Here is a 13,226-nt window from a genome sequence, read left to right as displayed (position 1 = left end):
CACGGCCCACCCCGGCGCGCGGGCGTCGTCACTATGGTGGTCGCGTGACGACCGTGCCCCCGCCGGCAGCGCCGGCACCGGAACCGATCAGCCCCGTGCAGGCCGCCGCGCTCCGCGACGGCGTCCTGCCGCCCGTCGAGCAGGTGCGCCCCGGCGTCTGGACCCTCGCGGTGCCGTTCCGCGGGGGCGTGCCGGACGCGACCCTCTCCTACGTGGTGGAGGGGACCGACGGGACCCTCGCCGTGATCGACCCCGGCTGGGCGGAGGACGACGAGCTCGCGGTGCTCCGCGCCGGTCTCGCGGCGATCGGGCGCTCGGTCGACCAGGTCGGACTCGTCGTCGTGACGCACCTGCACGCCGACCACCTCGGTGCTGCCGCCGCGCTCCGACGTGCGAGCGGGGCCCGGATCGCGATGCACCGGCTCGAGGTCGAGGCCCTGCGGCGGGAGCGCGAGGACGCCGCCGCGAACGACGCCGACATCGCCGGGTGGGGGCTGCCCGCGGAGCTGGTCGCCGGCGTGGTCGCCGCGTGGGGGAGCGGACGACGGATCGGCCTCGGTCGCGCCGTCGAGCCCTTCGCGGACCTGCTCGTGGAGGACGGCGACGTGCTGCCGATCCCCGGGCGCGAGGTCCGGGCGCTGTGGACTCCGGGGCACACCGCCGGGCACCTGTGCCTCGTCGACGAGGGCGACGGGCTGCTCTTCACCGGCGACCACGTGCTGCCGCGCATCAACTCCGGGATCGGACTCGGCGGGCGGACGACCACGAACCCGCTCGGCGACCTCCTGTCCTCCCTCGCACGGCTCGACGGGTACGGCGACCTCGAGGTCTGTCCGGGGCACGAGTACCGGTTCCGCGACGTCGTCACGCGTACCCGGACGCTCGCCCGGCACCGAGCGGAGCGTTCGCACCACGTCGCCGCGGCGCTCGACACCCTGACGTCCCCGACCCTGTTCGAGGTCGCCTCGCGCGTGCCGTTCAGCGGGGGGATCGACTCGATGACGGGGTTCCTGCTCGCGAGCGCGCTGACGCAGACGGCCTTCCACGCGGACCTGCTCGGCCGGGCGGACGAGATCCGGCGAGACTGAGATCGGTCCGGCTGACGCCGGTCCGGCTGCCTCCGGTCCGGCTCAGACGACCGTCGCGGCGAGTCGTTCGAGCGTGGTCCGGGCGTCGGCGAACTCGGCCGACGCGTGCTCGGCGAGCGGTGCGAGGTCCGGGATCCGGTCCGCGAGAGTGGCGCTGACGGTCACCGGGTACAGCTTCATGCCGAGCGCCGTCCCGAGGATCAGGTGCAGCACGGGCGAGCCGTGGTCCCAGGTCTCGGTCGGGGAGCCGGCGTCGTAGGTGGCGCCGCGGCTGACGACCGTCACGACCGGCCGACCGGCGAGCGGCTGGACGTCGCCGGCGAGGACCCCGGGCACGTGGACCCGGTCGATCCAGGCCTTGAGGGTCGACGGCACCGTGTAGTTGTACAGCGGCGCCCCGACGACGACGGCGTCCGCGGCGAGGAGCTCGTCGATGACCTCCTGGCGGAGTGCCTCGGCCTCGGGCGCGACGGACTCCTCGGCGGTGCGGTCGGACGCTGCCCAGTGCAGTGCCGAGGTCTCGAGGTGCGGGAGCTGGTCGACGTGCAGGTCCCGGCGCACCACCGTGTACTCCGGGCCGCGGGCGCGCCAGGCGTCCGCGAACGCGGCGGTCAGGGCGCGCGAACGCGAGTGGGGGAGGTCGGCGGAGGAGTCGATGTGCAGCAGCGTGGGCATGCGGCCCACGCTACCGACGCGTGCCCCGGTGGGACGGGCAGCCGACGGCCCGTGTCCCCGTGGACGTGGAGCGGGCCCGTCGTGTCCGCGAGGGACACGGCGGGGCCGCGGGAGGAGCCTCCCGGCCGGCCACGGCGTGACGGGGCGGACGGGAGGCTGCGGGTCAGCGGTGCACGGACGCCGCCGCGCGTTCGAGGGCGTCGCGGAGCGCACGGACCGCCGGGGAGGACGACCCTGCGGCGCGGACCACGGTGAAGATCGTCCGTCGCGGACGATCGGGCAGGTCGACGAGCCGGCACGTGGTGGTCCGACCCGTCCACATCAGGTCGGGCATGAGGCTGACGGCGTTCCCGGACTCGACCAGGCGGATCTGGGTCTGCAGGTCGGCGGTCTCGTACCGCACGTCGGGCTCGAAGCCCCACCGGCGGCAGACCTGCTCGGCGAAGTGCCGCGACGCCGTGCCGCGGGGCTCCATCACCCACGGCATCGCCTCGGCGTCCTCGATGGACGACACCGGTGCCAGGGCCGTGTCGACCGGCGGCAGCGCGAGGCGCACCTCGTCCGTCGTCAGGTCCGACCGGTGCAGCCCGGACAGGTGCGGCGCGGTGTGTGCCGGGTACTGCTCGGCGATCACCATGTCGAACTCGCGGGCCCACGTCTCGTGCAGTGCCGTCTCGGGCTCGCGCTGGACCATCTCGATGCGCACGTCCGGGTGCGCCACGGCCATCTCGTGCAGCGCGTTCGGCATGAGGGCGAGGGCGGCCGACTGGAACACCGCCACGCGGACCCGTCCCTGCACCGTGGGGAGCGACGACTCCACCTGCGCCTGCGCCTGGTCGAGCACGTCGAGCACGTGCCCGGCGGCCTGCACGAGCACCTCGGCCTGCGGGGTGAGCTGCAGGCGACGGCCGACCTTGCGGAGCAGGGGTACGCCGGCCTCACGCTCGAGCACGGCGAGCTGTTGCGAAACCGCGGACGGCGTGAAGTTCAGGGCCTCCGCGACGGCTGCCACGGTGCCCCGGATCGAGAGCTCCCGGAGGAGGACGAGACGACGGACGTCGAGCATGCAGACACAGTAGCTGTCCTGCACGGTACGCATCAGCAGGAGTTGCTTCCGCTTACGCTTCTCGAACTCCACACTGAACCCATGACCGACCTCCAGGCACGCGACGCCGAAGCCGCACCGACCCCGCACGACGACCTGGCGGACCAGTCCGTCGCCCTCGTCCGCCAGTGGTTGGCCGAGGCCGAGACCTACCCGGTCGACGGCTCGGCGAAGCAGCTCGCAGGCGTCCTCGCCGACCCGGCCGGGCTCGACTTCGCGGTCGGGTTCGTCGACGGCGTCGTCCGGCCCGAGGACCTCGGTGTGGCCGCCCGGAAGCTCCGGCAGATCGCGCCCGCTGCGCCGGGGTTCCTGCCCGCCGCGCTCCGCGGGCTCGTCCGGCTCGGCGGTGGCATGGCCCCGGTGCTGCCCGGTGTCGTCGTCCCGATCGCGCGGCGGGTGCTCCGCGAGATGGTCGGGCACCTCATCGTCGACGCGACCGACGCCAAGCTGGGGCCGGCGATCGCGAAGGTCAAGCGCGACGGCGTCCGGCTGAACGTGAACCTGCTCGGCGAGGCGGTGCTCGGTGAGAAGGAGGCCTCGCGCCGGCTCGAGGGCACGCAGCGGCTCCTCGCCCGTGACGACGTCGACTACGTCTCGATCAAGGTCTCGTCGACCGTGCACCCGCACTCGCCGTGGGCGTTCGACCACGCCGTCGAGGACATCATCGCGAAGCTCCGCCCGCTCTTCCGTCGCGCCGTGCAGAGCTCGCCGCGCAAGTTCATCAACCTCGACATGGAGGAGTACAAGGACCTCGACCTGACGATCGCGGTCTTCACGAAGCTCCTCGACGAGCCGGAGTTCACCGACCTCGAAGCCGGCATCGTGCTCCAGGCGTACCTGCCGGACGCGCTCGCCGCGATGCAGCACCTGCAGGAGTGGTCGGCCGCCCGTCGTGCCCGCGGCGGTGCCGACATCAAGGTCCGCCTCGTCAAGGGCGCGAACCTGCCGATGGAGCAGGTCGAGGCCTCGGTGCACGGGTGGCCGCTCGCCACCTGGCACACGAAGCAGGACTCGGACACCAACTACAAGCGCGTGCTCGACTGGGCCCTCACGCCCGAGCGCATCGCGAACGTGCGCGTCGGCGTCGCCGGGCACAACCTGTTCGACGTCGCGCACGCCTGGCTGCTCGCCGGGGAGCGCGGCGTCCGTGACGGCATCGAGTTCGAGATGCTGCTCGGCATGGCGCAGGGGCAGGCCGAGGCGGTCCGTCGCACGGTCGGCTCGCTGCTGCTCTACACGCCGGTCGTCCACCCGGGCGAGTTCGACGTGGCGATCGCCTACCTGATCCGACGGCTCGAGGAAGGCGCGTCGCAGGAGAACTTCATGTCGGCGGTCTTCTCGCTGGCGTCGTCGCCCGCGCTCTTCGCCCGCGAGGAAGCACGGTTCCGCGACTCCCTGGCCCCGCTCTCGCAGCCCGGCGGCCTGGACGCCCCGGCGCCGCACCGCGTCGGCGACCGGTACGCGGCGGTCGAGCGGCCCCGCCCCGGTCACTTCGAGAACACGCCGGACAGCGACCCGTCGGTCGCGACGGTCCGCGAGTGGGGTGCGGCGATCACGTCGCGCGTCGCCACGTCGACGCTCGGGGAACGCGCCGTCCAGGAGGCCCGGCTCACCTCCGCCGAGCAGCTCGAGACCGTCCTGGGTCGCGTCCGCGCCGCCGGGACCGAGTGGGGCTCGTGGTCCGGTGCTGCGCGCGGCGCGGTGCTCCACGCCGTCGGCGACGCGCTGGAGGCGAACCGCGCCGCCCTCGTCGAGGTCATGGCGGCCGAGGCCGGCAAGACGATCGACCAGGCCGACGTCGAGGTGTCCGAGGCGATCGACTTCGCGCACTTCTACGGCGAGCTCGCCGCGCAGCTCGACGACGTCGACGGCGCGTCCTTCTCGCCGGCCGCGCTGACGCTGGTCACGCCGCCGTGGAACTTCCCCGTCGCGATCCCGGCCGGCTCGACCCTGGCGGCCCTCGCTGCCGGGTCGGCCGTCGTGCTGAAGCCCGCGCCGCCGGCCGAGCGCTGCGGTGCCGTGCTGGCGACGGTCATCGAGACCGCGCTCGACGCCCACGGCGTCCCGGCCGACGTGCTCGCCTTCGTCCAGGTGGCCGAGGACGACCTCGGCAAGCAGCTCGTCGCTGCTCCCCAGGTCGACCGGGTGATCCTCACCGGCGCGTACGAGACGGCCGAGTTGTTCCGGTCGTTCCGTCCGGACCTGCCGCTGCTCGCGGAGACGTCGGGCAAGAACGCGATCATCGTCACCCCGTCCGCCGACCTCGACCTCGCGGTCAAGGACGTCGTCGCCTCCGCCTTCGGGCACGCCGGGCAGAAGTGCTCCGCCGCCTCGCTCGTGGTGCTCGTCGGGTCCGTCGCGTCGTCGCGCCGCTTCCGCTCGCAGCTCCTCGACGCCGTGTCCTCGCTCACCGTCGGGTACCCGACCGACCCGACGACGCAGATGGGGCCGATCATCGAGCCCGCCGCCGGCAAGCTGCTCGAGGGTCTGACGAGGCTCGGCTCGGGGGAGTCGTGGGCGGTCGCACCGAAGCGCCTCGATGACACCGGCAAGCTGTGGAGCCCCGGTGTCCGCGACGGCGTCCGGCGTGGTTCGGCGTTCCACCGCACCGAGTACTTCGGCCCGATCCTCGGCATCATGACCGCGAAGACCCTCGACGAGGCGATCGACATCGTGAACGAGGTCGACTACGGCCTGACCTCAGGACTGCACTCGCTCGACGCGTCCGAGATCGGCACGTGGCTCGATCGGATCGAGGCGGGCAACCTCTACGTGAACCGCGGGATCACCGGTGCCATCGTGCGGCGGCAGCCCTTCGGCGGGTGGAAGAAGTCCGCCGTCGGAGCCGGCACCAAGGCGGGCGGGCTGAACTACCTGCTCGGGCTCGGTTCGTGGTCGCCGGCACCGGCGTCGGCCGGTGGGGCGACATCCGCCCCCGTGCGCTCGTTCCTCAGCGCAGCCGGGGTCACGTCGGAGTCGCTCGGGCGGGCCGCCGCGTCCGACGAGCAGGCCTGGTCGTCGCTCTTCGGAGCAGCGGTCGACGTGTCGGCGCTCTCGGCCGAGCGGAACATCGCGCGGTACCTGCCGTACCCCGGAGTCCACGTCCGCCTGGCGTCGGCGGAGGAGCCCGCGGTCGAAGACCTCGTGCGTGTCGTGGCCGCAGCGGTCCGCGCCGGGACGACGATCGACGTCTCGTCGGTGGCCGCGCTGCCGTCGGTCGTCGCATCGGCCGTCCGGGCCCTCCCGAACGTCCGGTCCGTCGCCGAGGGGCAGTCCGACGAGGCCTTCGCGAAGCGCATCGAGCGTGGCGAGTCCACCCGCGTGCGGCTCGTCGGCGGCGACACCGCGGCGCTGACGACCGCGATCGGTGGCCGTCCGGACGTCGCCGTGTACGGGGAGACCGTGACCGAGGCCGGGCGGATCGAGCTGCTCCCGTTCCTCCGCGAGCAGGCGGTGTCGATCACGGCGCACCGCTTCGGCACGCCGAACCACCTCACCGACGCGCTGATCTGACCGGCGTCGGGCGGCTCGACCGGGCCGCCCGACGCGCGGGCGGCCGGAGTCGAACCACGGAAGGGACATCGAACCAGCACCGCGCGCTGGTTCGATGTCGCATTCGTGGTTCGATGCGCGAGGCGGTCCGTGCGCCTTCCGGACCGTCGGACGCGTCGGGGACGTTCGCCGTACCGTCCGGCAGCCGCGCTGCGTACCGTCGATCGCATGTGCGAGTCCGTCCAGTGCCCGGTGTGCGGCAAGACCTCGTGGACCGGCTGCGGCGACCACGTGCGCGACGTCTTCCGAGGCGTCCGACGTCGAGATCGCTGCACGGGCCACGGGCTCCCTCGGCACGTCCTCGACACCGCGGGCTTCCGGTGAGCACGGCCGACGGCGGCATCGTCGAGCCGCAGGGGTTCGCGCACGTCCGGTTGACCGTGACGGACATCCGACGGAGCAAGGCGTTCTACGCACAGCTGTTCGGCACGGCCCCCGGGAGCGACTTCAGCGACGAGATCGACGACCCCACGATCCACGACGACCCCTGGCGGACGTACGGCGGGTGCTCGTTCACGTTCCACGGGCAGACGCTCGGGCTCCGACCGGTCGCTCCCGCGGGGGACCGCTTCGACCCCGACCGGGTGGGCCTCGACCACCTCAGCCTCCGGGTCCGGTCCGTGGACGACCTCCACCGCGCCGTCGAACGGCTCGACGCGGCGGGCATCGTGCACGGGGCGGTGACGGACCTCGAACCGTTCGGACTCGTCGTCCTGTCGCTGCAGGACCCGGACGACATCAACCTCGAGCTCGCGGCGCCGCGACCGTCGGACGTCTGACCGACCGGGTGCGCCGGGCTGGCCGGTAGCCGCACGCTGCCCGGTGTCGCTCAGCCCTCCGGCGTTGGCTCGGGTGCATGAGCGAACAGATCGTCAAGCCCCTCGGCCTCGCCCACGTGCGGGTCACCGTCACCGACATCCACCGCAGCAAGGCCTTCTACGAGCAGCTGCTCGGTACGGCACCGGCGATGGACTTCAGCGAGCACGCCGACGAGCCCGGCATCACCGAGGACCGTGAGCGGCTCTACGGCGGCGCGATCTTCCCGGTCGGCGACCAGCTCTTCGGGCTGCGTCCGGTCGCGCCGAGCGGACAGCGCTTCGACCCGGACACCGTCGGCCTCGACCACGTGAGCTTCGTCGTGGGTTCCGTCGACGAACTGCACGCTGCTGCCGAACGCCTCGACGCCGCCGGCATCGAGCACGGAGAGGTCACCGACCTCGGGGACGCCGGCATGGTCATCCTCTCGGTGCAGGACCCGGACGACATCAACCTGGAGCTCGCCGCGCAGAAGTGACCGGACGGCGACGGGCCCCGGCCGTCACGGGCGGAGGATGTACGCGAACGTCGTCCTCGCCCGGACGGGATCGGGGTCGTCGCCGGAGATCAGGTCCGCGTAGGTGAACGACTCCGACACGCGGACCAGCAGCCGTGCGAGCTCCTCAGCGGACAGCGGTGCCGGGTCGAACGCCCCGGCCTCCTGTTCCGTCGCGATGACGGAGGTCACGACGGCGACGAACCGGCGCTGCACGTCGCTGTCGGTCGTCGTGAGCAGGCGCAGGGCGCGGCTCGGTTCGCGGGTCAGGAAGGCGCGGAAGTACGGCGCGCGGATGAGGTCTGCCGTGAAGTGGTCGAGCACGTCGACGATCCGCGCCGCGCCGGACGGGGCCGCCGCCCGCCCCGCGGCGTCCAACGTCGGTACGGCGAGCGACCACAGGATCTCCGAGAGCAACTGGTCGCGGTTGCCCACCCACCGGAACAGCGACGTGCGGTCCACGCCGAGCGACGATGCGAGCGAGCCCATGTCGATCCTGGCCCCGTCGATGAACGCACGTCGCGCCGACCGGAACGCGCGCTGGGAGTCGCCGTGGGCCTCCAGTCTGGCCGCGAGCGCGCTCGGGACGAGCGTCGACCCGAGCGTGCCGAGTGGTTCGTTCCTCACCGTTCCCCCTGAGTGCCGATGCCGGTCTTGCAACGTTTTCGAGAATGATGCATCGTTGGTGTCATGTCAACGTCGATCACCGACACGCCTCTGCTCGAGTCCGACTTCTACCGGTTCCAGGAGGGGCTCACGGCCCGTGAGCGGGAGTCGCTCGGGCAGCTGCGTGCGTACCTCGAGGCCGAGGTCCGTCCGATCGCCGACCAGTACTGGGCCCGTGCGGAGTTCCCGGTGCAGACCATCGCGCCGCTCGCCGAGCTCGGCATGTACGGCCCAGGCATCCCGCTCGTGCGGCACTTCGAGAACTCGGCCGTGTACCGCGGTTGGGCGGCGCTCGAACTCGGTCGCATCGACGCCGGCGTCTCCACGTTCATCGGGGTGCAGTCCGGCCTCGCGATGAACTCGATCGCCGTCGGCGGCAGCGACGAGCAGCAGCAGGAGTGGCTGCCGCGGATGGCTCGCGGCGAGGTCGTCGGCGCGTTCGGGCTCACCGAGCCGCTGTCGGGCAGTGACTCGGCGCGCGGGCTCCGCACCACGGCGCGGCGCGAGGGCGACACCTGGGTGCTGGACGGCGAGAAGCGGTGGATCGGCAACGCGACCTTCGCGGACGTCGTCGTGATCTGGGCGAAGGACGTCGCCGACCAGCAGGTCAAGGGCTTCCTCGTCACCACGGACACGCCGGGCTTCACCGCCACCAAGATCGAGGACAAGATCGCGCTGCGCACCGTGCAGAACGCCGACATCGTGCTCGACGGCGTCCGGGTGCCCGAGTCGCGCCGACTCCAGCGCGCGGACTCGTTCCGCACCACGGCGGCGGTGCTCCGGCTCACCCGTACGGAGGTCGCCTGGCAGGCCGTCGGCATCGCGATCGGTGCCTACGAGGCAGCGCTCGCCTACGCCCGCGAGCGCGTGCAGTTCGGCAAGCCGATCGCCGCGCACCAGATGGTGCAGGACCTGCTCGTGCGGTCCCTGATGAACATCACCGCGTCGATCGCGCTGTGCACGCAGGCCTCGGCGATGCAGGACCAGGGGATCGGCGGCGACGAGCACTCCGCGATGGCGAAGGCGTTCGCGACGGCGAAGATGCGCGAGACCGTCGGCTGGTGCCGCGAGGTCCAGGGCGGCAACGGCATCGTCCTCGACAAGGGTGTCGCGCGGTTCTTCTCCGACGCCGAGGCGATCTACTCGTACGAGGGGACGCGCGAGGTGAACACCCTCATCGTGGGCCGGGCGATCACGGGCGAGGCCGCCTTCGTCTGACGGCTGCCGCCCGTCCTCGCGACGTTGCACGCGTCGATCGACGCGTGCAACGTCGGAGCATGCGACCGCACCCGGTGCGCGTGCATCGTGCGACACGGCACCCGTCGATCGACGGGTGTGATGTCGCGGACCGCGCGCTCGATACCTGACGGGCACCGCGCCGGCGACCGTCGACGGCTACGCCCAGAACGCCGCGATCGCCTCTGCCGCCGCCTCGCCCTGCCGACGACCCTCGGTCGCCGAGGGCGCCTGCGTCGACAGCGACAACGAGTTCTCCCCGAACGCGTGCTGCGCCCCGCTGTCCGCCACGATCGTCTCGACCGAGCTGCCGCCGGCCCGCAGGGACTCCACCGCCAGGTCGAGCCACGGCCCGAGCGGCGACGGTCCCTCCGGCCCGCACGCGACGACGAGCACGCGCTCGTACCCGGCGGCGACGTCCGCGTTCGTGGCCGAGCGGAGGCCACCGTCGTAGTGCGGGACGCCGTCGATGTGCACGGGGGACCACACGAACGGCACGGAGCAGCTCGCGGCGACGGCGCGGGGGAGCGGCACGCCCGACTCCGCGGTCAGCACCCGGAACGCCCCGTCGAGGGCGTCGATCGTCGTCAGCGCGAGTCGCTTCGCCGGCCAGTCGGTCGACGGCAGCGTCTCGGTGAAGGTCGCGGTGCGCTCGTCGTCGGACTGCCCGGTGACGACCTGCTGCGCCACGGCACCGAGCCGCGCGCGGGCGTCCTGCTCCGAGGTCGCGCCCGCGAGCACCTGCAGCAGGCGGTCCTGGAAGTCCTCGCCGGCGATCCGCTCCGGCTCGACGTAGGTGCTCGGTAGCGGCGCGTGCTGCTGCTCGTACGCCTGGGCCACGGCGCCGGCGCGGACGAACGACCCGACGACGCTGCCGGCGCTCGTCCCGACGACCAGGTCCGCTGCATCGAGGTCGACCCCGGCGTCCTCCAGGGCGGAGAGGACCCCGACCTCCCACGCGATGCCGGCGACGCCGCCACCCCCGAGGACGAGTGCTCTGGTTCCGGGCGCGGGCGTCGAGACGTCGGTCATGGGTCCTGTGTACCAGGTGGGCGCGGGACGGCCGGGAGGCGCGGGGCGGATCCGCCACGCGCCTCCCGGCCGTCACCGGGTCGCCTCGCTGACGCGGCGTCCGGACGCGGGTCGCGCCTCCCGTCCGTCACCCGGTCGCGTCGGTGACCGGTCCTACTCGGACGCGACGTCGATCAGGACCTTGCCGACCGCGTCGCCCTCGACGGCGTCGTGCGCGGCCGCGGTGTCCTCGAGCGCGAAGCGCGTCAGGGGGAGGCCGGCGTCCTCGCCGACGGGCAGGACGTCGGCGCGCAGCGCGGCGGTGACGTCCTCGGCGGCGGCAGCCAGCGCTCGGTGGCCGATCGTGTACAGCAGCAGGAACTGGTAGCGCGCGTTGACCGACATGTTCGGGCGGATCGGCAGCGTCGCGTCGTCGCCACCGTTGTTCGCGTAGATCGACACGACGCCGTGGTTCGCCAGGACGTCGGCGACGAGCTGGGCGTTCTGCGGGATCGAGACCTCCACGACGATGTCGACGCCGTCCGGGGCGATCTCGCGGATGCGCGCGGCGGCGTCCTCGTCGCGGTAGTTCACGGTGTGGTGCGCGCCGGCGGCGGTCGCCAGGGCAGCCTTCTCGTCGGAGCTGATCGTGCTGATCACGGTCGCGCCGGCCCACCGGGCGAGCTGGATCGCGGCGTGCCCCACCGCCCCGGCGCCACCGGCGACCAGGACCGTGCGGCCCTCGAGCGCACCGGGGGTCAGGCGGTCCGGACCGTCCTCGTGGGTGGTGAGTGCGCGGTGGGCGGTCATCGCCGGGACACCGAGCGAGGCACCGACGTCGAAGCTCGTGCCCTCGGGCAGGACGACCGCGCGCGCTGCCGGGACGACGGTGTACTCCTGTCCGGTGCCGGTGGGACGGCTGGCGGCTGCCATGTACAGCCACACGCGGTCGCCCTCGTGCAGGGTCTCGACGCCCTCGCCGACGGCGTCGACCACGCCGGCACCGTCCTGGTTCGGGGTGATCTCGGGGAAGGGCAGGCCGTCGCCGTAGGTACCGCCGGCGCGGGCCTTCCAGTCGGTGGGGTTCACACCGGAGACGACCACGCGGACGCGGACCTCGCCGGGGCCGGGCTGGGGGACCTCCCGCTCGACCAGGTCGAGGACGCTGCTGTCACCGGGCTTCGTGTAGACGATGGATCGCATGTGTCCAGGCAACCACCGCCGGTTCCCGGGTCTTCCTGCGGACGGTCAGCGGCGGTCGGCCGCGCGTGTCCGCGGCGCCGCGTGACGCCGCACCGGTGCCGTGCGGGTCCCGGTGCTGCGCGGTACGGCGCCACACGGCGACGCGCTCAGCGCGCGTCGTACACGTCGCGCGAGTCCTGCACGTCCGCTATGTGCGACGTCGCCCAGTCCTCGAGCGGCGCCAGCACCGCGCGCAGCGAGCGACCCCGCTCGGTGAGCTCGTACTCGACCCGCGGCGGGATCTCGGGGAAGACCGTGCGTGTCACCAGTCCGTCCCGCTCGAGCGCGCGCAGCGTCTGTGTGAGCATCTTCTGCGACACCCCCTGCACCCGGTTCGCGACGGCGGAGTAGCGCTGCGGTCCGCCGACGAGCGACCCGATCACCAGCACGCTCCACCGGTCGCCGATGCGGTCGAGCAGCTGCCGCGAGGGGCAGTCCGCCGCGTAGGGGCTGTACTCGAGTGCTGACATCCCGACCTCCGTTACGCACTGTGAGGTGCCTACTTCCCAGAAGAGAGTAACGCGAGTACCGTCGGTCGCACCAGTCACGGAAGGACTCTCATGACCAACATCGTCGTCTTCGGCGGCACCGGGTACGCCGGCTCCGCCATCGTCCGCGAGGCCCTGTCCCGCGGTCTCGCCGTCACCGCCGTCGCTCGCGACACCTCCAAGCTCGACGCCGCCGAGGGGCTCACCCTCGCGCAGGGCGATGCCTTCGACCCGTCGTTCGTGGCGGACGTCACGAAGGACGCCGACGTCGTCGTGGTCTCGCTGCACGCGGTCCAGGCGGACGGCAGTGAGTTGAAGGACAAGTTCCAGCACTTCGTCGACGCAGCGGCTGCTGCCGGCGCCCGGCTCGGCATCGTCGGTGGTGCGGGTTCGCTGCTCGTCGCCGAGGGCGGTCCGGCGCTCTACGAGACCGCCGAGTTCCCCGACGCCTTCAAGGGCGAGGCGAAGAGCCACGGTGAGATCCTCGACCGCCTGCGCTCTGGTGGGTACACCGGCGACGTCGACTGGTTCTACGTGAGCCCGGCCGCGGCCTTCGGCGGGTACAACCCCGGCGAGCGTCGGGGCACCTACCGCACCACGGACGACCTGCTCCTCACCGACGCCGAGGGCAACTCGGACATCTCCGGTGCGGACTACGCGATCGCGATCGTCGACGAGATCGAGCACCCGGCGCACCACCGCGCGCGGTTCGGCGTCGCGTACTGACGCGAGCGGCCGGCGCGACCCGCTGACGGGCGGGAGGCACGGTGCGGGGTCGCACCGTGCCTCCCGTCCGCTACGTGGTGCGGCGTGCTGCTGCACAACGGAACGCACGTCGCGCCGTGTGTTTC

General features: G+C 72.8%; 12 protein-coding genes. 6 read left to right on the top strand and 6 right to left on the bottom strand.

The window, feature by feature from the left end; all coding sequences use genetic code 11:
* The first annotated feature begins 44 nt into the window (after positions 1 to 44).
* Entirely contained in the window at positions 45 to 1,088 is a 1,044-nt protein-coding gene (locus tag ACH0A8_RS10240; protein ID WP_406907127.1) for an MBL fold metallo-hydrolase, read from the top strand.
* Positions 1,089 to 1,130: 42 nt separating this feature from the next.
* Here the strand turns inward: ACH0A8_RS10240 and ACH0A8_RS10235 are convergent, their stop codons facing one another.
* Positions 1,131 to 1,763 carry an FMN-dependent NADH-azoreductase gene (locus ACH0A8_RS10235; RefSeq protein WP_406907126.1) on the bottom strand — a complete coding sequence of 211 codons (633 nt, stop codon included), beginning with the start codon at positions 1,761 to 1,763 and terminating at the stop codon, positions 1,131 to 1,133.
* Between the two features lie 163 nt (positions 1,764 to 1,926).
* Positions 1,927 to 2,829 carry a LysR family transcriptional regulator gene (locus tag ACH0A8_RS10230; RefSeq protein ID WP_209683161.1) on the bottom strand — a complete coding sequence of 301 codons (903 nt, stop codon included), beginning with the start codon at positions 2,827 to 2,829 and terminating at the stop codon, positions 1,927 to 1,929.
* An 81-nt stretch (positions 2,830 to 2,910) separates the two neighbouring features.
* On the opposite strand from ACH0A8_RS10230, the gene ACH0A8_RS10225 reads away from it, so the two are divergent.
* From ACH0A8_RS10225 to ACH0A8_RS10215, 3 genes are all read left to right on the top strand, one after another.
* The gene (locus ACH0A8_RS10225; protein WP_406907125.1) at positions 2,911 to 6,381 is read left to right on the top strand and encodes a proline dehydrogenase family protein; all 3,471 of its coding nucleotides are present in this window, start codon (positions 2,911 to 2,913) and stop codon (positions 6,379 to 6,381) included.
* A 359-nt stretch (positions 6,382 to 6,740) separates the two neighbouring features.
* A complete protein-coding gene (locus ACH0A8_RS10220; protein ID WP_406907124.1) occupies positions 6,741 to 7,199 on the top strand; it encodes a VOC family protein in 459 nt (152 codons plus the stop codon).
* A gap of 77 nt (positions 7,200 to 7,276) precedes the next feature.
* Entirely contained in the window at positions 7,277 to 7,714 is a 438-nt protein-coding gene (locus ACH0A8_RS10215) for a VOC family protein (protein WP_209683155.1), read from the top strand.
* A gap of 24 nt (positions 7,715 to 7,738) precedes the next feature.
* Here the strand turns inward: ACH0A8_RS10215 and ACH0A8_RS10210 are convergent, their stop codons facing one another.
* A complete protein-coding gene (locus ACH0A8_RS10210; protein ID WP_066653639.1) occupies positions 7,739 to 8,359 on the bottom strand; it encodes a QsdR family transcriptional regulator in 621 nt (206 codons plus the stop codon).
* A gap of 63 nt (positions 8,360 to 8,422) precedes the next feature.
* On the opposite strand from ACH0A8_RS10210, the gene ACH0A8_RS10205 reads away from it, so the two are divergent.
* Positions 8,423 to 9,616 (top strand): acyl-CoA dehydrogenase family protein, encoded by a 1,194-nt coding sequence (locus ACH0A8_RS10205; protein WP_066653643.1) that lies wholly within the window; start codon positions 8,423 to 8,425, stop codon positions 9,614 to 9,616.
* Positions 9,617 to 9,793: 177 nt separating this feature from the next.
* On the opposite strand, the gene ACH0A8_RS10200 is transcribed toward ACH0A8_RS10205, so the two are convergent.
* From ACH0A8_RS10200 to ACH0A8_RS10190, 3 genes are all read right to left on the bottom strand, one after another.
* Positions 9,794 to 10,666, bottom strand: a complete 873-nt coding sequence (locus tag ACH0A8_RS10200; RefSeq protein ID WP_406907123.1) for a patatin-like phospholipase family protein — start codon at positions 10,664 to 10,666, stop codon at positions 9,794 to 9,796.
* A 153-nt stretch (positions 10,667 to 10,819) separates the two neighbouring features.
* Positions 10,820 to 11,848: an NADPH:quinone reductase gene (locus tag ACH0A8_RS10195; RefSeq protein WP_406907122.1), complete on the bottom strand. Its 1,029-nt coding sequence runs from the start codon at positions 11,846 to 11,848 to the stop codon at positions 10,820 to 10,822.
* Between the two features lie 146 nt (positions 11,849 to 11,994).
* Positions 11,995 to 12,357, bottom strand: a complete 363-nt coding sequence (locus ACH0A8_RS10190) for a winged helix-turn-helix transcriptional regulator (protein ID WP_406907121.1) — start codon at positions 12,355 to 12,357, stop codon at positions 11,995 to 11,997.
* Positions 12,358 to 12,447: 90 nt separating this feature from the next.
* On the opposite strand from ACH0A8_RS10190, the gene ACH0A8_RS10185 reads away from it, so the two are divergent.
* The gene (locus ACH0A8_RS10185) at positions 12,448 to 13,101 is read left to right on the top strand and encodes an NAD(P)-dependent oxidoreductase (protein ID WP_066653653.1); all 654 of its coding nucleotides are present in this window, start codon (positions 12,448 to 12,450) and stop codon (positions 13,099 to 13,101) included.
* The last annotated feature ends 125 nt before the right edge of the window (positions 13,102 to 13,226 follow it).

The sequence above is a fragment of the Curtobacterium sp. 179-B 9B NHS genome (assembly GCF_045370965.1).
Taxonomy (GTDB): domain Bacteria; phylum Actinomycetota; class Actinomycetes; order Actinomycetales; family Microbacteriaceae; genus Curtobacterium.
This window is presented reverse-complemented; position numbering and strand designations above follow the sequence as displayed.